This window comes from Segatella hominis (assembly GCF_004535825.1).
Classification (GTDB): Bacteria; Bacteroidota; Bacteroidia; order Bacteroidales; family Bacteroidaceae; genus Prevotella; species Prevotella hominis.
In genome coordinates this window covers 15419-35498 of sequence record NZ_SGVY01000040.1, presented here as the reverse complement: position 1 = coordinate 35498, position 20080 = coordinate 15419, and the positions used below count along the sequence as shown (strand labels likewise).

Below are 20080 nucleotides of genomic sequence, written 5' to 3'. Positions count from 1 at the left end.
AGTTACCAAGAATTCTGTAAACTGAAGTACTGCTAATTGACATTTTTGCCATAATTTCTCTAACTGGTACATGATACTGATAATAACTGCGAGCTATGCTCAACGCTAAATCCATTTTGTCTTTGTCCATATTTATTATTTTTAAGTTGATTTATACTGTGTCAACTTTTTCTAGGACAAGACAAACAGTATGTAATCAAGAATATAAAGGGGAAATATAGCAAAGTGGAATAATTTCTTTCACATTCTTTGCCGATTGTCGATTTTTTATTGTACCTTTGCAGTCAATGTGCAAACACCTATATATATAATCATGTAGAATAAGATATATGGAAGAACAAAATCATATAGACAAAGCGCTTGCTTTCATGGAGAGTCTGGAAAAGTTAGGAAACCAACTCAAAGCTGCGGAAGAACACCAGAAACATCTCTTAGCTCGCATGCTTGAACTTAAGAAGGAAAATCTGTTGGATTCTGAGGAATATGGACAACTCGCGCAACAAAGCAAGAGCTTGCAAGACATCATTGACAAATGGCGCCCTATTTATCTGGAGCGCATGGAAATGGTAAAAGGAGTTCAGAAAAGAAAAAGAACCAAGAAATAAACCATTTGGTTCTTTGTCCTTTTGGACTTTTCATATACTGGGGTAATCTTCTAAATTATCAATAAAGAAACCACAGTAAAAATCAAAGATCCAAAATTGTTAGCAAAAAAAATAAATGGTAAAAAGTGACTATAATAAAATAAAAAATAAATAAAATGGAAGAAACAAAAAACAAATTTATCGTTTTGTCATACTCACTCTATGACACAACAAAAGGTGACGATGGTAACGAAGAATTGCTTGAGAAGACTGCTGACGAGCGTCCTTTCATCTTCGTAAGCGGTATGGGTGCTACTCTCCCTTCATTCGAGGAGCAGGTAGTCAACCTCGAGAAAGGTGCTGAGTTTGACTTCGAATTGACTCCAGACCAGGCTTATGGTGATCATTTCGACGAGCGTGTCATCGAACTCGACAAGCAAATCTTCACTATCAACGGTCAGTTTGATGCTCAGCATGTACAGGTTGGTGCAGTAATTCCTCTTCAGAACGAGGATGGTAACCGTTTCTTAGGTCTTGTATTAGCTATCTCTGAGGACAAGGTTAAGATCGACCTCAACCACCCATTGTCAGGCAAGAAGCTCAACTTCTGTGGTGAGGTTTTGGAAAACCGCGAGGCTACTGCAGAAGAGGTTGCACACATGGCTAAGCTCCTGAGCGGTGAAGGTCAACAGGGTTGCGGCGGTAGCTGCGAGAACTGCGGTGGCGACTGCAAGGATGGAAATTGCGAAGGTGACAACTGCGAGGGCGGTTGTGACTGCAATAAATAATCATACAATATGAAGATGGGGCTTTCATGCCCCATTTTTTTCATGACAATAAACCCATAATTTTATGAGAAATACTTTTGGCAATCTCTTCACGCTTACCACTTTTGGCGAAAGCCATGGTATAGCTGTAGGCGGTGTAATTGACGGCTTCCCTGCTGGCATCGAAATTGATATGGATTTCATTCAGAGTGAACTGAATCGTCGCCGACCAGGACAAAGTCATATTACAACTTCCAGAAACGAAGCTGACAAAGTGGAGTTTCTCAGTGGCGTTTTCGAGGGTAAATCCACAGGAACACCTATCGGATTCGAGGTAAGAAACACCAACCAGCATTCACAGGACTATGAGAACATGCGTTGTCTGTTCCGTCCTTCTCATGCAGACTATACTTATCATGAGAAATATGGCATCCGCGACCATCGCGGCGGAGGTCGTTCTTCTGCCCGTATCACCATCGCCAGATGTGTAGGAGGAGCTCTTGCTAAATTGGCACTGCGTCAACTCGGCATCAGCGTCACCGCATACACATCTCAGGTTGGCAATATTGCCCTTGATAGAGACTACCGGAAGTATGATCTTACAACTATCGAAGACAATATCGTACGTTGCCCTGATCAGGAAAAAGCTAAACAGATGGAAGATCTCATCGCCAAGGTAAAATCTGAAGGTGATACCATTGGAGGAGTTATTGCATGTGTTATCAAGGGTTGTCCTGTTGGTTTGGGTGAACCGGAATTCGATAAATTGCATGCGCAGTTGGGTGCAGCCATGTTGGGTATCAATGCCGTCAAGGGATTTGAGTATGGAGAAGGATTTGAAGGAGTCACCACTCGTGGCAGCGAACAGAACGATGTATTTATTCCTGCCAAGGAAGGTACAACTCATCAGGCCATTACTCCTACTGACGGACAGGATGTTACTACGACAACCAACCATAGCGGAGGCATCCAAGGTGGTATCAGCAATGGTCAGGACATCTATTTCCGCATAGCATTCAAACCCGTAGCTACGATCTTGACAGAACAGCATACAGTAGATCTGGAGGGCAATCCTACCCTACTGAAAGCCCGTGGTCGTCATGATCCATGTGTCCTGCCTCGTGCAGTACCTGTTGTCGAAGCAATGGCAGCTATGGTCATCCTCGACAATTATCTTTTGAATAAAACGATAAAACTTTAAAAGGTAAAAAGGTAAAAAGGTAAAAAAGTAAATAGCAACATGCCATTTTCACTTTTTTACCTTTTTACCTTTTTACCTTTAACTTACACGATTCAACTTCTTGATAATAGAGAAGATGAAGAGAGCTGCAAGCAGACAGATAACCATCAAGGTACCCCATACTACAGGTAATGGCATATCCCACATATGTCCAGGAATAGAAACCAACTTATTACCAAAAGCGGTAGCAACAAACCAGCCACCCATAATCATACCCTTATACTTAGGAGGTGCTACCTTAGATACAAAAGAAATACCAATAGGCGAAAGAAGCAACTCAGCAAAAGTCAAGATGAGATAGGTGCTGACAAGCAAATTTGGAGACACATTAGCCACATGATTAGGGTGATCAGTTGCTGGGAGTCCAATACTTGAAACAGTCATCAAGAGATAAGCGACAGCAGCTACAAGCATACCCAATCCAATCTTAACAGGAGCCTTAGGTTCCTTGCCAATACTACCCAACCATCCAAAGAGAGCAATGCTCACTGGGGTTAAAGCCACTACGAAGCATGGATTGAACTGCTGGAAGATAGGAGCATCGATAGCCACTGTATCATTGCCGTGCTGCATATAAGTATAAACTAAGATAGCTGCAGGAATCACGATGAGCGCAAGATTAGTCAATTTGCTCTTACCTGTTGCATCCTTAGGAGCAGTCAACAAACCGCAGATACCAAACACCATAAAGATGCACCAAACAAGGTTCAATACATTGAATTCCATACCTGTAATACCAGTAGCCTCACGAGCAGTAAACTCATCGGCAAACCAAGTCAAGGTCAAACCATTCTGATGGAAAGCCATCCAGAAGAAGATAACCACAGCGAATACCAGACTGAGGCAAATGATGCGCTCCTTGGTCTCAGCAGGGCTCATCTCCTCAACTTCCTCCGTCTTCTCGCCACCCTTTTTCTTGTCAGAAGTCAACACTTGCTGATAAGTCTTCTTACCCAAGAAGTAAATCAAGATGGAAACGATGACAGACACACAAGCCACCGCAAAAGCGAAATGATAAGAGTCTGCCTTGGAGTAACCGAGATCATTCTGCGCCCAAGCCATGATGGTGGTTGCTGCCGTAGGAGCAAACAAGGCACCAATGTTGATAGCCATATAGAAGAGCGAAAAGCCAGAGTCGCGATGCTGAGAATACTTTGGGTCATTGTAAAGGTCGCCGACCATCACCTGGAGGTTACCCTTAAAGAAACCTGTACCCAAACTTACAAGCAACAGCGCTGCTCCCATAGCAGCCACAGCCACAGCTCCTCCACCCAAAGGTATAGCAAGGAAGAAATAGCCTAAGAACATAATGAGGATACCGATGATAACCATCTTGTTATACCCCCACTTATCAGCCGCCATACCGCCAAAAAGAGGCAAGAAATACACTGCGGTGAGGAACCATGTATAAATCTCCGATGCTGTTCCTGCATCAAAGCCGAAGTTCTCACCCAAAAACAGAGCGAAGACAGCAAGCATCGTATAATAGCCGAAACGCTCACCCGTATTCGCCAAAGCTAAGGTCCAAAGACCTTTAGGTTGATTCTCAAACATAATAATTTATTTATTTTTTCACTTGTTTTTCAGCTTGCAAAGATACGGAAAATCTTTGAATATACAAACAATATGCACTATTTTCATCAATTTTACCTCACTTTTGTTGTAAAATCATGTAACAACTTAGGCACATTTCCAATTCTTTTACTAATTATCTGCCAGATAAAAAATAAAAATATCCAAAAAGATACACAATAAAATCAAACTTTTTCGGTTTATATGACAAAGAAGTTGCAGTTTTTTTTGTAATTTTGCACCCCGAAACAGGTAATATCGGTTTCAGCGATAATAAAACAGATAATTTAATAGACAATTAAATACAGGTAAAAAGATAAATATTTATGAGACAACTTAAGATTAGCAAGAGTATAACCAACCGTTCCAGTGAAGCACTTGATAAGTACTTGGTGGAGATTGGTCGTGAACCTATGGTCTCTATTGATGAGGAGATCGAACTCGCACAGAAGATTCGCAAAGGCGGTCGCGAGGGTGAGCGTGCTAAAGATAAATTGGTGAAAGCCAACCTCCGCTTCGTGGTTTCTGTAGCAAAACAGTACCAGCATCAGGGCCTTTCGCTCACCGACTTGATTGATGAGGGAAATATCGGACTTGTAAAGGCTGCTGAGAAATTTGATGAGACTCGCGGTTTTAAGTTTATCTCATACGCAGTTTGGTGGATTCGCCAGAGCATCCTTCAGGCTATTGCAGAGCAGAGCCGTATTGTTCGTCTGCCACTCAACCAGGTAGGTGCTTTGAGTAAAATCCAGGCAGAGATTAGTAAGTTTGAACAAGAGCATCAGCGCAAGCCATCCGTTTCAGAATTGAGTAAGATAACCAACATGGAGGAAACTAAGATTGACCAGACCATCAAGGCTGACAATCACCACATGAGTATCGATGCTCCATTCGGTGGCGAGGATGATGACAATGCGATGGTTGACGTGATGGCATCAGGTGATGATACACGTACAGACAAGCAGGTGGATTTCGAGTCAATGAGCAGTGAGTTGAAGCGCGTACTTGACGCTGTTCTCAAACCTCGTGAGCGTGATATTCTCTGCTATTGCTATGGCATCGGATGCCATGAGAAAGGCTTGGAAGAAATCGGAAGCGAGTTCAATCTCACCCGTGAACGTGTACGTCAGATTCGCGAAAAAAGTATTCTGAAGCTTCGCGACAGTGGAAAGATAAAAATTCTCATGAAATACTTAGGATAAAAAAAAGCTTGGCAAAATTTATTTGCCAAGCTTTTTTATATTTCTCTATTAACTAAAAAGGGTTCCTTTTACTTCATCAAGTCTTGCCTTAATGCTGGATGAAAATTAATGCTGGATGAAATTTCCATCCTTATCTATCAGTCCAGACATACCATCCTTGACAGCTTCAAAATAAGGATATTCATCGCGTAAACAAATCTCATCATAGAGGAAGTCTGCAACAATGGTATCATTACCATCAGGATAAACCAACCCCATCTTGCCATTCTTTTCTGCTATTACAGGCATCATGCTCAAGTCGTCATTGTAAATATAGCAAGTACGGAGGAAGTCATACTGAGGCGAAAGCATAATCTCACCCGTATGATTCTTCATACCAAACTTACCATTCTGCTCAAATACCTCATGATACTGGATATACTTCTCTTTGAGGCGAAGATAATAGAAAATCATCTTGCGCTTGTCATTGACAAATTCCAACATATATTGGAATGTATCACAATAGTTAGCTACAGAGCGAACCAGTATCATCTTCAAATCAAGGCCATCCAGCGCCTTTCTATTCAAGTCAATATACTTGGCTATCGCCTTTTCTTTCTCCGGCAAGGTCAAACTTGCCAAGCGTTCCTCAAACTTGAGCATGGCAGTTTTAGTACCCGACATACCTTTGATATATCGGTGAATCTGTCTTCCCATTTCTGCACAGACGAACTTGTCTATCTCTTGCTGCTCTATCGGGTCAGCATACTCTTTTATAAGAGCTTCAGGTGTCGTGTTCATGGTTAGTCCTTTCTTTTTTATAGATGTTCCTCATCCCACCAATAGGATGAGAGAACATCCGGGTTTATAATTATTTAGTACTCAATATCATTCAAATATAATTTCTGAAAAAATGCATCAGAAAATCAGCAGACCTTATCAGAGAAAAATTATTTCTTGATATTAGGCTTCTGCAAGCCATATCCCTTGCGCTTATCTTCCAGCATAAGAAGAATGGAAATCAAGATAGCCACTACACCGAAACCGGCAAAGATAGTCATTGTCTCCGTATAGTCTATCACGCCATTAGCCGCCGTGTTAACCTGATTAACCTTACCAATCCAAACTGGAACAAGAGCCAAGCCGATATTCTGAATATAGAAGATAAGAGCATAAGCAGAACCTAAGAATTTCATCGGAATAATCTTAGGTACGGATGGCCACATGGCAGACGGAACCAATCCGAAAGCAATACCTAAGACAAGCATCATGATGATAGCCACCACGTATGAATCCATTGGCAAAGCAAATACGATATGAACCAAGGTCAAGAGACAACTGCCGATAAGCATCAAGGTTGCACCTTTACCATATTTATCATATATACTACCAAAAAGTGGAGTCAGGATAATAGTACCATAAGGCAGCATAGCTGGAATAAAGCCAGCTACATCTTCACTTACTCCATACTTGAAAATCATCAACTTGGTAGCAAACTTCAGGAATGGGAACACACCTGCATAGAACATGAGGCAGAGCACTGCGACATACCAGAAACCTGTAGTCTTCACCAAACCAGCCAAATCAGAGAACTTGAATCCCTCTTCCGGTTCCGTTTCAACAGCAGCAACAGATGCATCTTCCTTCTTATCCATCACGCAATAAACAAGATAAACCATGATACCGGCACAAAGCAAGGCAAGACCTAAGCCTACAGAAGCAGAAACGCTACCCATCATCTTGGCAAACGGAAGAGAAGCACTCAAGGCTGCAGCTGTACCCAGACGAGCCAAAGCAACCTGCACACCCATCGCCAAAGCCATTTCGTGACCAGTAAACCACTTAGCAAGTATCTTGGTTACTGTAACTCCACAAATCTCACTACCTACACCGAAAATAGCAAAACCAGTAGAAGCAAGTACCACTTGGGTCTGATATTCACCAAAGAAAGGCACAGCGATAGTACCCGTAAACTGATTGCTAACCGCATACCATTTTACCAACGCACCAGCAAACATCAATAATGTAGCAATCACACCAGTAAAACGGATGCCAAACTTATCCAAGATAATACCACCAAAGAATAGGAGCAGAAGAAACACATTGAAGAATCCATATGAACCAGAAAAGAATCCATATTCATCTGATGTCCATCCGAGTCCTAAGCCACCATCCTCTTTAGCAGCTGTCAAAAGCGGCTCCAATGGTGACATTACGTCTGTAAAAAAGTAGCCAAACATCATGGTGATAGCCACGATCAGTAAGGCTGACCAGCGAGCAGACTTAGAGTCGCTCAATTTCTGTTGAAATTTTTCTGTAGTTGTCATTAATCTATATATTTATTATTTTCTCTTTACATCCTTGGTTTTTACGATATCAAAAAGATATGATACTTTGAACACAATCTGACCGAAATTACTTTTTCCAAAGAAATCCTTCTTGGAAGAGCCATAGATGTTGCCCAATCCATAGTAATAACGAGCCTCAGCCAGGAAATGTCCTACCTTCGGGATACTATATTCTGCACCTAAGCCTAAAGCTATACCATAGTCAAACTTATTCTCCACAGCCATCGTATCCTGCGCCATAATGTTGTTCACCCTGTCATTATCCGTAGCTGGCAGGTGTTTCGGATCGAAGTTGGTCTTCGTAGATTCACTGAGATAGAATCCGAACTGAGGACCCGCGTTAACGAAGACATTCAGTCCACGTGTTTCTCTACCCCATGCTAAATGTGCAAAGATGGGAACCTGAACATAACTGATAGTACGCTCGTATGCCATCGGTTCACCCGTATTGGTGATGATGACCGGTGCATTTTCGATATCCAGAATTTTCTCCTTCCATCCTGCCTGAGAGAAATTCACCTCACCATAGACAGAGCAGATACTCTTGAAATATTTCTCGCAAACATATCTGAAAGAGAAACCACCGGTCAGTCCTCCATGTTGGCTTTGAGGAATACTGGGAGTAAAGCCCACGCTACTCATCAAGTAACCACCATTTACACCTATAGAGAAGTCATTGCGATGTTCTCCGATCTGAGCCTTTGCTGTCATACCGCCCAGCATCAGAAACATCACCAATATCTTAATTGCTTTCATTTACTTATCTTTAATATGTCACATTTAATAGGTTACCGCCTCTATCTGACGATTGAATGTATAATGGATCAACTGTAATATCTGATTACGGTAACCACCCTTTGAAGTCTTGACAAAATGCAGAGGAGTCTGCACAGGAGTATAATTTACCTGCGTCATCTGCCCTGTGAAATTCTTGCCATACTTATTGACACCCTGAATGAAGAACATCGCCTGATCATAACCCGTAATGGCAAATCGCGGCATTGCTATCTGCATAGGTTGATGGAACCAGGTATTGTATTTACTCTCCAAATCTATCGTCTTAGCAGAATTTGCATTATAATAGAATGTGGAAGGGATATAAGTATCATATTTATAGAAGCGGTCGAGATTGTACTTGGCATACATCAACCACTCGGTATAACCATAGAGGGAGATGTCAGCACCAGGATACTTGGCGGTAAACTCATCCAACTTATTCAAAACCTGAGTCAGTTGTGGCGAACGTCCCGTATTGAGTATCACTACATTTTGTTTGGAAGGAACAAACGCCTTGGCAAAATATTCCAATGAAGAGTTAACGTTGGTCACACTATAAGTAATCTTTCTCTTCTCCAGTTCCTTGCGGAGACCAAAAGTAAAGTTACCTTTACGTGAAGTACTGTCATTGCAATCCACAAAGATAGGATGTACATTCTTAAAACGGTTTAGGAAAGCCTTGATGCTTGCATCATTGAGCGATTCCGGAGACTGATAAACCTGGAAGATTTCCTTGCAGCGATCCACCTGGTCACCATTGATAGAAAAAGGAATCACCATCTTGATGCCATAGGTCTTGCAGAAATCAGCCAATGAAGCCACCTGTTTGGTATAAAGCGGACCAAAGATAAGATCACACTGATTGGCACCTTCCTGTACTAAAGTAGTACGAATATCCGCATCAATAGGCACATTCCAGGCATGAATATTCGTAGAGATACCTTGCTGCTTCAACTTTTCGCAAGCCATCAGAATGCCACGATAGAACTCCACCATACGCTTGCCGTCACCATCTACATCATGAAGAGGAAGCATCACACCCACATTCACCGTATTGGCTTTCTTCTGAGGAGCCACCTGCTTCTGAGCCACATTAGTCTGAGCAGCACCAGCCGTAGTAGCAGTATTCTTCTCGAAAGGAATAAAGATGGTTGCACCCTTCTGGAGCATATATCCTTCCTTCTTCATTTCCGGGTTAGCTTCCATCAGTTCAGGCAGACTCAGTCCATACTTATTGGCAATACCGAAAATCGTATCTTTTTTCTTCACCGTATAAATGTCACGCCATTTAGTAGTCTGGCAGAACGCAGAGGCATTGAAAATAATCAATCCTATGCCCAACAAGATGTATCTCATTTTTTGTTTCATTTTTTTCGTTGATTTATGTTATTAATCCACAAAATTATGATTTCTTTTGCTTAATTTTATAATTTCATTTGCAAAAATACAAAAAAACTCTCATTCAACCATACTCTAATTCAGAAAATTGCGCTATCTTTGCAGAAATTTACATAAAGACATGAAAATAAAGACGAATTTCATATTATTATTGATGGTGTTTTTTGCCATGGCAACAACCAGTTTTGCAGACGATGCACCATCTATAGCCCCATCAGTCACCTATACAACCAGTGATGGTGAGACTAATGAGGACGCATCCTATTCAGGTTCCGCTCCTATCAAGGCAACTTTCAAGGCAAACCCAACAGACATTTCTGGATGGACACCCTACTATGAGTGGCATATCTATCACGACAGCGATACGGAACCATATATAATAAGGTATGAAGAAAATACAGATCTTGAATTTAATCAGTCAGGTCTGCACCGCATCATCCTCTATGCCAAATTCACGAAAGATGGACAGGTTATCGAACAGAACAATGAGGATTCTCCTCTCACTCTTACCATCTCTGAAAGTTTCTTGCAGATGCCTAATGCCTTCTCACCAAACGGCGATGGTATTAATGATATCTACAAGGCGAAAGACGGATACCAGAGTCTGACCGAGTTTCATGCATATATCTTCAATCGCTGGGGACAGAAACTTTATGAGTGGAATGACCCTGCAGGCGGTTGGGATGGCACCTATAAGGGTAAGCCTGTGAAAGATGGTGTCTATTTCTGCCTGGTCAAGGCAAAAGGAGCCGATGGCAAGACCTACAACATCAAAAAGGATGTCAACCTGTTGAGGGGCTACATCGAATCTGGTTCTACGGCCACGGAATAAACCCGAGAGCAACAGGATTAGAAAGAAAGGAAATCATTCAAGTCGTATTTCCATAAAAAAAGTCGTATTTCCATAAAAAAGAAGTATTTCAAGAAGAGAAAAGCTTTTCAAGGAGCATTTCTATCAAAAAAATAGCATTTCAACAAGAATCAATTAACTTCAATGAATTCAGAAGAAGAAAAGATAAACGTGTGGGGAGCCAGAGTTCACAACCTGAAGAATGTGGACGTAGAGATTCCCCGCAACTCACTGACAGTAATTACAGGACTTTCCGGTTCCGGCAAGTCATCCTTAGCCTTCGACACCATTTTTGCCGAAGGCCAGCGACGCTATATCGAAACATTCTCTGCATACGCCCGCAATTTCCTGGGCGGTATGGAACGTCCTGATGTAGATAAGATTACAGGTCTCAGTCCTGTCATCAGTATCGAACAGAAGACTACCAACAAGAATCCCCGTTCCACCGTGGGCACAACCACAGAGATTTACGATTACCTGCGTCTGCTCTATGCACGTGCCGGTACTGCTTACAGCTATCATAGTGGTGAGGAGATGGTAAAATATACCGAGGAACAGGTCATCGACATGATTCTCAGCGATTATAAAGGTCATCGTATCTTCCTCCTTGCCCCACTCGTCCGCCAACGCAAAGGACATTATCGCGAACTCTTCGAGAGTATGCGCCGCAAGGGATACCTATATGTGCGGGTTGATGGAAAATTTATAGAACTCGAAAGTGGAATGAAGGTGGACAGATACAAGAACCACAACATCGAGGTTCTCATCGACAAACTTGCAGTTCGCGATGACGACGAAGAGCGCATCCGCAAGAGTATCACCACAGCCATGAAACAAGGCGACGGCATGGTGATGGTCATTGATAAGGAGAAGGATGAATCCAAGATTTTCTCCAAGAGACTGATGGACCCTGTTACCGGAATGGCTTATCGGGATCCAGCTCCAAACATGTTTTCCTTCAACTCTCCCGAAGGAGCATGTCCACACTGCAAAGGTTTGGGAAAGGTAAACCAGATAGATCTCAAGAAGGTAATTCCAAACGAAGACCTCAGCATCTATGCTGGTGGAATAGCTCCTTTAGGCAAATACAAAGATCAGAAGATTTTCTGGCAGATAGAATCATTGTTGGAGAAACATGATGCCACGCTCAAGACACCTATCAAGGACCTTGACGAAGACACCATGCAGGAGGTTTTGTACGGTACACTTGAAAACGTAAAGATACCGAAGGAAAAGACAAAAACCTCTTCCGACTATATCTGTGCATACGATGGCGTTATCGACTATCTCCACAAAGTCATGGAGAATGATGACTCTACTGCAGGAAAGAAGTGGGCAGATCAGTTTATCTCCACCATAGATTGCCCAAAATGTCACGGTATGCGCCTGAAACAGGAGTCTCTCTCCTATCGCATCTGGGATAAGAACATCTCAGAAGTAGCATCCCTCGATATCGACGAATTGCTCGATTGGCTCGAACATGTTGAAGAGCATCTACCGAAGATGAAAGCCAAGGTGGCTCATGAAATCGTAAAGGAATTACGTTCCCGCGTAACCTTCCTCCTCGATGTCGGTTTGAATTATCTCTCTCTCAACCGTCAGTCTGCTTCCCTTTCCGGCGGTGAAAGCCAGCGCATCCGACTTGCCACGCAGATTGGCAGTCAGTTGGTCAATGTACTCTATATCCTCGACGAGCCAAGTATCGGATTGCATCAGCGTGATAACGAGCGCCTCATCAACAGTCTGAAAGAACTTCGCGACATCGGCAATACCGTCATCGTAGTAGAACATGATCGCGATATGATGCTTGCAGCCGACTGGATAGTAGATATCGGTCCGAAGGCAGGACGCAAGGGAGGCGAAGTTGTCTTTCAGGGCACACCAGCAGAAATGCTGAAGACCCAGACTATCACCGCGCAATATCTGAATGGCAAGACGGAAATCGAAGTTCCTGAGAAGAGGCGTGAAGGCAATGGTAAGAGTATTATCATCCGAGGCGCAAAGGGCAATAACCTGAAGAATGTAGATATCGAGTTCCCACTCGGCAAACTCATTGTGGTAACAGGTGTCAGCGGATCGGGCAAATCAACACTCGTCAATGAGACGCTTCAACCGATACTCTCTCGCCATTTCTACCGTTCGCTCAAAAAGCCGATGCCATACGACAGTATCGAAGGCATAGACAACATAGATAAGGTGGTCAATGTTGATCAGAGCCCAATCGGTCGTACCCCTCGCAGTAACCCAGCTACCTATACAAATGTGTTCGCTGATATCCGCACACTCTTTGCCGGTTTGCCGGAAGCCAAGATACGCGGTTATAAATCAGGTCGTTTCTCTTTCAACGTTAGTGAAGGCCGCTGTCAGGCTTGTAAGGGAAATGGATATAAGACCATTGAGATGAACTTCCTGCCGAATGTATATGTACCATGCGAGGTTTGCCACGGCAAGCGATACAACCGTGAAACTTTAGAGGTAAGATATAAGGGAAAGAGTATTGCAGATGTGCTTGACATGACCATCAATCAGGCTGTAGAATTCTTCGAGAACGTACCGCAGGTTCTTCAGAAAGTCAAGGCCTTGCAAAGTGTCGGACTCGGATATATCAAGTTAGGACAAAGTTCCACTACCCTCTCTGGCGGTGAAAGTCAACGAGTAAAACTTGCCACAGAGCTTTCCAAGCGTGATACCGGCAAGACCCTCTATATCTTAGACGAACCGACAACCGGACTCCACTTCGAAGACATCCGCATCCTGATGGATGTATTGGAGAAGTTGGTAGATAAAGGCAATACGGTACTGATCATCGAACACAACCTCGACGTCATCAAGTTAGCAGACTACATCATTGACATGGGACCAGAAGGCGGACGAGGAGGCGGTCAGTTGCTGTGTGCAGGAACCCCAGAGGAAGTAGCCAAGAGCAAGAAAGGATTCACTCCAAGATTTCTGGCAGAAGAACTCAAGAGAGAAAAGAAATAAGATTTTCAACACTATATTTTAACAAAAAAAGATTGCTTTATGGATAAATTACCGATGAATGATGTGCCGATGCTGGTAAGCGCAATCAACTTCCTGCTTCGCGACCATGAGTTTGATACATTGGATGAGATTTGTTATCATTTCCATGTAAACCGTGCCGAACTGGAAGCTAAAATGGCAACCCAGGGTTTCGAATGGTCAGAAGAGCAAAAAAAGTTCTGGTAAAACGGCATCAATTAGCATTATTATGCAAGAAAAGCTCAGATAATTTATTTTATCTGAGTTTTTTTATGTACTTTTGCAGCCACAATAATTATCTCGGAAAGAGATCAGTTTAATAAACAAGAAAAACGAACAAGAATAAATAAAATAAGACATGACTGCAAACTTAACAAAGCGACCCTTGTTTCGAGAGATTCAAGACTATGTATTCATCGCCATCGGCATGATTTCCTATGCCATCGGCTGGAATGTATTTCTCCTTCCTACCAACGTAACAGCCAGCGGCTTACCTGGTATCTCCTCTATTATCTATTGGGCCACAGGATGTCCAGTACAAATACCTTATTTTATAGTCAATTCCTGTCTTATCGTAGCAGCTTGGATCATTCTCGGCAAGAAGTTTTGCATGAAAACCATCTATGCCGTAATCGTGGTAACCCTTCTCACCTCCTATTTTTCACACCATACAGAAAATCTGCATCTTCTCCAGAGCCAACCGCTTTGGGCAGCATTCTTAGGAGCAGTATTCTGCGGATGTGGTATAGGACTCGGTTTCTCTGCGGGCGGTTCTACGGGAGGAACAGATATTGTAGCAGCCATCGTCAATAAGTATCGCGACATTTCTCTGGGCAGAGTCATCATGATATGTGATATTTTCATCATTTCCTCCAGCTACTTTGTAGTCCACGACTGGGAGAAAGTACTCTATGGATATGTAGTACTCTATGTCCAGGCTTTCTGTATCGACCAGGTGGTCAACAGTCGTCGCCGAAGCGTACAGTTCTTTATCATTTCCAAGAAATATCAGGAGATAGGCAAGCGTATCAATACAGATGCCGATCGTGGAGTAACTGTAGTAGATGCCTCCGGTTTCTATTCCGGTCAGCAAGTAAAGATGCTTTTCGTACTGGCCAAGCAGCGCCAGTCACAAACCATCTTCCGCCTCATCGAAGAGATAGACCCTCACGCCTTCGTCAGCCAGAGTGCCGTGATAGGCGTATATGGCGAAGGCTTCGACCAGATCAAGGGTAAGATCAAGAAGAAAAGCGAAGAAGGGAATGAAGAAGAAATAGAAGGGATATAAACTTTTGCATTATATACATGTTACCCAAGCCCAAATCGGGCGAAAAGTACCATAATTTCGTTCACGACGAACATTTAACACTTCACAAGTTTGGTAACTCAGAAAAAATGCTTAATTTTGCATTTAGGAAGCATGTCATAAGATAGCAACTGTTGCTAAAATGGCGAAGTAAGAATCAATTTAACACCTCAAGGAAGGAGTCATTCTAATGAAATATCCAATAGGAATACAAGATTTCGAAAAACTACGTACAAATGGATATTCGTATGTAGACAAGAGCCGATTCGTGTACAAGTTGGCGACAGAGGGAGAATACTATTTTCTCAGTCGCCCACGCCGATTCGGAAAGAGCCTCTTTCTGTCTACTTTGGAAGCATACTTCCAGGGTAAGAAAGAACTCTTCAAGGGCTTAGCCATATATGACTTGGAGACCGAATGGAAGAAATATCCAATCTTCCATATCGATCTCAACACAGCCAACTTTCGAGAGAAAGATAGTCTGTATACAGTTCTTAATGACTACCTCACAACTTGGGAAAGCAAATATGGAGCCCGTGAGTCAGAAGCCACACTTGCCCTTCGTTTCAAGGGTGTGATAGCAAGAGCTGCGGAGAAAGAAGGATGTGGTGTCGTTATTCTTATAGATGAATACGACAAGCCTATACTTCAGACCCTGCGCGACCCTGAGTTACAGGCAGAACACCGTGCACAGCTGAAAGCATTCTATTCGGTTTTGAAAACCCAAGACCGATATATCAAGTTTGCATTCCTCACCGGTGTAACCAAGTTTGGCAAGGTTAGCGTGTTCAGCGACCTCAACAACCTGACGGATATATCGATGGATCACCGCTATATTAATATATGCGGAACTACCGAAGAAGAGTTGAAGTCATATTTCAAAGAAGGCATTTCCGAATTGGCATCAGCAAATGGAGACAGCGAGAGCGAAACCATTGATAAGTTAAGAATGCGCTATGGAGGCTATCACTTCGAAAAGAATTCAAAAGGAATATACAATCCTTTCAGCGTATTGAACACGTTAGCAAAACATCGCTATAAAGACTACTGGTTTGAGACCGGCACACCAACATTCCTCATTGAACTTCTTAAGGAACATGGATATCGCCTCCCCGACCTCAATAAGGAGCAAGTATCGGCTATTGTGATGAGCAGAATGGATTCCGCTCCAACCAATCTCATCCCCATCATCTACCAGACTGGTTACCTCACCATCAAAGGCTATGACGAACGATTTAAGAAATACCAGTTAGGCTTCCCCAACAAAGAAGTTGAAGAAGGTTTTCTCAACTTGCTCCTACCCCTCTATAATTCTGCAGGAGACCGCTCCTCCTTTATGGTTGACGAGTTAGAAGCCTGAAGAGTAGAGGGTTGGATTGTGGATAATTAGAATAGAATACATATTTTATAATTATGTATATAACTCAGTAATAATATAATCATCAAATATAAAAAAATAGAAAAAAATGGAAAAAAAAGACGGTTACATAAATGTGTCAGAAATACTAAAGGCTGTGCTTAGCAAAAAGAAATTGTTTCTCATATCTCTTCCCATTGCTATCGTAGTATCTTCGCTAATTATAATTTGTGTTCCACGTTCCTATACATCAAGTGCAATGCTTGTGCCAGAAGTAGAAAATCCAATGGATATGGGAAGTGTAGGTTCTTTGGCCTCAAGTTTTGGTATTGACCTTAATCACATAGGTGGAACAGATGCTATCTCTCCGCTTCTTTATCCAGAGTTACTTAATGACAACGGCTTTGTTGCCAGCCTTCTCAAGATACAAGTGAAAACACAAGATGGTACTTTAAAATGCTCTTATTATGAATATCTTAAGAAACATCAGAAAATTGCATGGTGGACAAAGGCCATGGGAGTAGTGAAGCGTATTTTCAAAAGCAAAGAAACAAATGCAAAACGTAATAATTTCAAGGATGAATTCGAAAATCCTTACTTTCTCTCCAAAGATGAAGACGACATCGTTGGTGCTGCAAGAAGTTTAATTGGATTAACGGTTGACAAGAAAACTGGCGTCATAACTATACATACAGAGGCCCAAGATCCATTGATTTGCAAAAACCTTGCCGACTCCGTATCTTCGAAACTGCAGGTTTTCATCACCAACTATCGCACCCAGAAGGCACGTCACGATGTAGAATATTACAAATCACTAACTGCAAAGACTAAAGCCAACTATGAAAAAGCTCGCCAATTATATGGAAGCTATTCCGATTCAAATATGGATGTTGTTCTTGAAAGCGTACGCTCCAAACAAACTGATTTAGAAAACGACATGCAGCTTAAGTTTAATGCTTACACTGCAATGGTTACCCTGTTGCAAGCAGCAGAAGCAAAGCTTCGTGAACGAACCCCCGCTTTCACAACGTTACAAGGTGCTAGCGTGCCTATCAAGCCCACTAAACCGCGTCGTATGATTTTCGTTCTTGCTATAACAATACTTGTATTTGTTGGCGATTTGACATATGTTTTAAAAGACTATATTTTAGGTAAGAATTAATGTTATTGTCGAAAGAAAAAATTATTATAGCATATTATTATATTGCACTCATTGCATTTGCCGTGAGTGCATGTGCTGTTATGTTTGATCAGGAATCCAGTGGAGGTATAGCATACATCAACTTTATAATAGCTTTTACCTTTATGGTGTGGGGCGTTTTTGTATTGCGTCCCTTTACGAAAGGCTATCTTATAGAGATACCATCAAAGACTATCTTATCTTTTAATGTTTACATGCTATGGGTGCTAGTAGTAACAATCATTAATCCTGTTGGTATTGAAGGTATATCGTCATATATGAACAGCCTGTTTTGGTCAGCATTCCCTATTCTCATTCTTAACGCAACCTACTATTTTGTCTTGCATAAAGGCGATAGTAAATGGTTGAAAAAAATATTTCTTGTCATCACCGCTTTGTTTCTGTTAACTTATTACAGTTTTTACGATGTTGACAATATCCTTATGAATGTGCATTTAGGATCATCCTATTACTCATTATACATGCTGCCTTTAGTTTTGGTTTACCCCTCGAAGATAGGAAAAATATGTTGGACTATCATCATCTGTATAGCGGTATTTTCTTCTGTAAAACGTGGAGGCGTACTTGCACTTGCACTTGCTATGTTAACATATATAATAACCAACCAATTGGTGTCTAAGAGAGGTAAGTTCACGAAAATTATTATCGGTTTCTGTATACTCACAGCATTTATTGCCGTCTTTGCTTATATTGGAACCATGGGTGACAACAACGTCTTTGAACGTTTTGAATCAATACAAGAAGATAATGGAAGTGGGCGAACGGACGTATGGAACGAGGCATGGCGACTTATAAACAATCAGGGTATTGTTACTTATTTTGTCGGAAATGGATTCAACACCGTGGTTCGCAATTCGCGTTATGTACTTTCTGCTCATAACGACTATTTAGAAGCTTGGTTCGATTTTGGATTGATAGGCATGTTACTCTATATAATCTCATTGCTTCTTCTGTTTAAAGATATATTAAAATGTCTCAAGGCAAAGAAAGAGTATGCCCCCGCAATGTCTATTCTTGGTGTTTTAATAGTTGTGCTCACCATGATTTCGCATATTGCTATCTATTATTGGTTTAACGTCATTGTGCTTTGCATAGCTTATTTTGAAGGACGTTACTATAGAGAAAAAAGAGAATTTGTAAAAAAAGAAAAGGACAATGAGTGAAAATAAAGTTAGCAAACGCATAATCACGAATGTATTTTGGGCTCTGGCCGGTAAGTTCACAGGTCTGGCAAGTGCATTGTTGGTAGGTATCTTTGTGGCTCGATACCTTGGTCCAACTCAATATGGTATAATGAACTATGCAGTCAGCTTCGTTACCTTATTTTTAGTGATTGCCACCTTTGGCTTTGAGAATATTGAAATAAGAGAAGAGGCGAAAGCGAATGATCAGAAAGACGTCATTCTGGGTACCGTGTTTGTGCTCCGTCTATTACTTTCGATCGTTACCATTGTCACCATTTCTGTGGTAGCTTACATCAATGAGACAGACCTTTATACATATGGCATCATAATGATATATGCAATAACTGTCATACTCTCTCCATTTGATGTGATTCGCAACTATTTTACCTCTCTCATTCAAAACGAATATATAGTAAAAATAGGCATTTTCCGCACAATTCTATCAGGGACAATTAAGATTGTATTGTTGCTTGTACATGCCTCTCTTGTATGGTTTGTCATCTCCTTGGTATTTGATGCCTGCATCTTGGCACAAGGCTATTGCTATGTCTATAAAAAAAAGATTGGTAGCATGCGTTCTTGGCATTTTGACAAAGTTTGGGCACGCTATCTCTTACGTCAATCGTTTCCTTTACTGCTGTCAGGAGTAGCGGCAACGATATTCTTACAGATAGACCAAATTATGATTGGCAACATGATTGACAAGACATCGGTTGGCTATTTTTCAGTAGCTTCTAAGTTTGTTGAAGTATTACTTTATGTGCCTACCATCCTCATACAAACCGTCAGTCCGCTACTTGTTAAGGAACGAAAGTACGATCTCGATTCGTATCATAAAAAGTCTCAAATGTTTATGAACGTCACTGTGTGGTCGTGTATTTTATGTGCCATCTTTACCTCCTTATGTTCCCAATACATTGTATTATGGACCTTTGGTTTAAAATATGCTGCCTCTATAGGTATCTTACAAATTTTATCATTTAAGATAATAGGAGTAGCTCTAAATATCGTTTCGGGGCAAATATTGATTATAGAGGAAAAACAAAAATATTTTGTGTTGCGTAGTCTTAGCGGTTGTGTAGTATGTGTAGTACTAAACCTACTTGTCATAACACGCTTTGGTGTGTGTGGAGTTGCCTTTGTAGCCGTAGCCACACAGTTTGCTGCAGGTTTTTTCATACATCTGTTCATTCCTACATACCGATACATGTTTTTCATACAAATGCGTTCTTTGCTTGTAGGTTGGAAAGACTTGTATAAAATAAAAATGCTTTTAAACCGTTAATAATAAAAACGCCTATGCCTCAAAATAAGG

17 protein-coding genes are annotated in these 20080 nt (G+C 41.6%); 12 read left to right on the top strand and 5 right to left on the bottom strand.

Going from position 1 to position 20080, the window contains the following annotated elements; translation table 11 throughout:
• Window positions 1–329: 329 nt before the first annotated feature.
• The 3 genes from EXN75_RS12820 (at window position 330) to aroC (ending at window position 2552) form a co-directional block, all read left to right on the top strand.
• Entirely contained in the window at window positions 330–605 is a 276-nt protein-coding gene (locus EXN75_RS12820; RefSeq protein ID WP_022111685.1) for a hypothetical protein, read from the top strand.
• A 155-nt stretch (window positions 606–760) separates the two neighbouring features.
• Window positions 761–1372, top strand: coding sequence for an FKBP-type peptidyl-prolyl cis-trans isomerase (locus tag EXN75_RS12815; RefSeq protein ID WP_134844114.1), 612 nt, complete (start codon window positions 761–763; stop codon window positions 1370–1372).
• Window positions 1373–1436: 64 nt separating this feature from the next.
• Complete coding sequence (aroC, locus tag EXN75_RS12810; RefSeq protein ID WP_134844113.1) at window positions 1437–2552, top strand: chorismate synthase; 1116 nt, start codon at window positions 1437–1439, stop codon at window positions 2550–2552.
• 78 nt (window positions 2553–2630) lie between these two features.
• On the opposite strand, the gene EXN75_RS12805 is transcribed toward aroC, so the two are convergent.
• Window positions 2631–4145, bottom strand: a complete 1515-nt coding sequence (locus EXN75_RS12805) for a peptide MFS transporter (protein WP_134844112.1) — start codon at window positions 4143–4145, stop codon at window positions 2631–2633.
• Window positions 4146–4489: 344 nt separating this feature from the next.
• Here EXN75_RS12805 and EXN75_RS12800 point away from each other — a divergent pair, with 344 nt between their 5' ends.
• On the top strand, window positions 4490–5365 hold the full coding sequence (locus tag EXN75_RS12800; protein WP_022111689.1) for a sigma-70 family RNA polymerase sigma factor: 876 nt from the start codon (window positions 4490–4492) through the stop codon (window positions 5363–5365).
• 105 nt (window positions 5366–5470) lie between these two features.
• Here EXN75_RS12800 and EXN75_RS12795 read toward each other — a convergent pair whose 3' ends face one another.
• The 4 genes from EXN75_RS12795 to EXN75_RS12780 all read right to left on the bottom strand — a co-directional run bounded on the left by EXN75_RS12795 (window position 5471) and on the right by EXN75_RS12780 (window position 9837).
• Window positions 5471–6145: a hypothetical protein gene (locus EXN75_RS12795; RefSeq protein WP_134844111.1), complete on the bottom strand. Its 675-nt coding sequence runs from the start codon at window positions 6143–6145 to the stop codon at window positions 5471–5473.
• A 149-nt stretch (window positions 6146–6294) separates the two neighbouring features.
• The gene (locus tag EXN75_RS12790) at window positions 6295–7671 is read right to left on the bottom strand and encodes an MFS transporter (RefSeq protein ID WP_134844110.1); all 1377 of its coding nucleotides are present in this window, start codon (window positions 7669–7671) and stop codon (window positions 6295–6297) included.
• 15 nt (window positions 7672–7686) lie between these two features.
• Window positions 7687–8448, bottom strand: coding sequence for a porin family protein (locus EXN75_RS12785; protein ID WP_134844109.1), 762 nt, complete (start codon window positions 8446–8448; stop codon window positions 7687–7689).
• 24 nt (window positions 8449–8472) lie between these two features.
• The gene (locus EXN75_RS12780) at window positions 8473–9837 is read right to left on the bottom strand and encodes a LysM peptidoglycan-binding domain-containing protein (RefSeq protein WP_118115650.1); all 1365 of its coding nucleotides are present in this window, start codon (window positions 9835–9837) and stop codon (window positions 8473–8475) included.
• Between the two features lie 151 nt (window positions 9838–9988).
• Between EXN75_RS12780 and EXN75_RS12775 the strand changes: the two genes are divergently transcribed.
• The 8 genes from EXN75_RS12775 to EXN75_RS12740 all read left to right on the top strand — a co-directional run bounded on the left by EXN75_RS12775 (window position 9989) and on the right by EXN75_RS12740 (window position 20050).
• The gene (locus EXN75_RS12775; protein ID WP_134844108.1) at window positions 9989–10699 is read left to right on the top strand and encodes a gliding motility-associated C-terminal domain-containing protein; all 711 of its coding nucleotides are present in this window, start codon (window positions 9989–9991) and stop codon (window positions 10697–10699) included.
• Window positions 10700–10861: 162 nt separating this feature from the next.
• The gene (gene uvrA, locus EXN75_RS12770; protein ID WP_134844107.1) at window positions 10862–13699 is read left to right on the top strand and encodes an excinuclease ABC subunit UvrA; all 2838 of its coding nucleotides are present in this window, start codon (window positions 10862–10864) and stop codon (window positions 13697–13699) included.
• A gap of 39 nt (window positions 13700–13738) precedes the next feature.
• Complete coding sequence (locus EXN75_RS12765; RefSeq protein WP_134844106.1) at window positions 13739–13924, top strand: DUF4250 domain-containing protein; 186 nt, start codon at window positions 13739–13741, stop codon at window positions 13922–13924.
• Between the two features lie 151 nt (window positions 13925–14075).
• Window positions 14076–15005 carry a YitT family protein gene (locus tag EXN75_RS12760; protein WP_134844105.1) on the top strand — a complete coding sequence of 310 codons (930 nt, stop codon included), beginning with the start codon at window positions 14076–14078 and terminating at the stop codon, window positions 15003–15005.
• Between the two features lie 208 nt (window positions 15006–15213).
• Window positions 15214–16383 carry an ATP-binding protein gene (locus EXN75_RS12755; protein WP_246031398.1) on the top strand — a complete coding sequence of 390 codons (1170 nt, stop codon included), beginning with the start codon at window positions 15214–15216 and terminating at the stop codon, window positions 16381–16383.
• A gap of 106 nt (window positions 16384–16489) precedes the next feature.
• Complete coding sequence (locus tag EXN75_RS12750) at window positions 16490–17542, top strand: GumC domain-containing protein (protein WP_134844104.1); 1053 nt, start codon at window positions 16490–16492, stop codon at window positions 17540–17542.
• Window positions 17543–17547: 5 nt separating this feature from the next.
• Entirely contained in the window at window positions 17548–18744 is a 1197-nt protein-coding gene (locus EXN75_RS12745) for an O-antigen ligase family protein (protein ID WP_167639518.1), read from the top strand.
• Window positions 18737–20050 (top strand): flippase, encoded by a 1314-nt coding sequence (locus EXN75_RS12740; protein ID WP_134844102.1) that lies wholly within the window; start codon window positions 18737–18739, stop codon window positions 20048–20050. Before EXN75_RS12745 ends, EXN75_RS12740 begins: the two co-directional genes overlap by 8 nt.
• Window positions 20051–20080 lie beyond the last annotated feature (30 nt).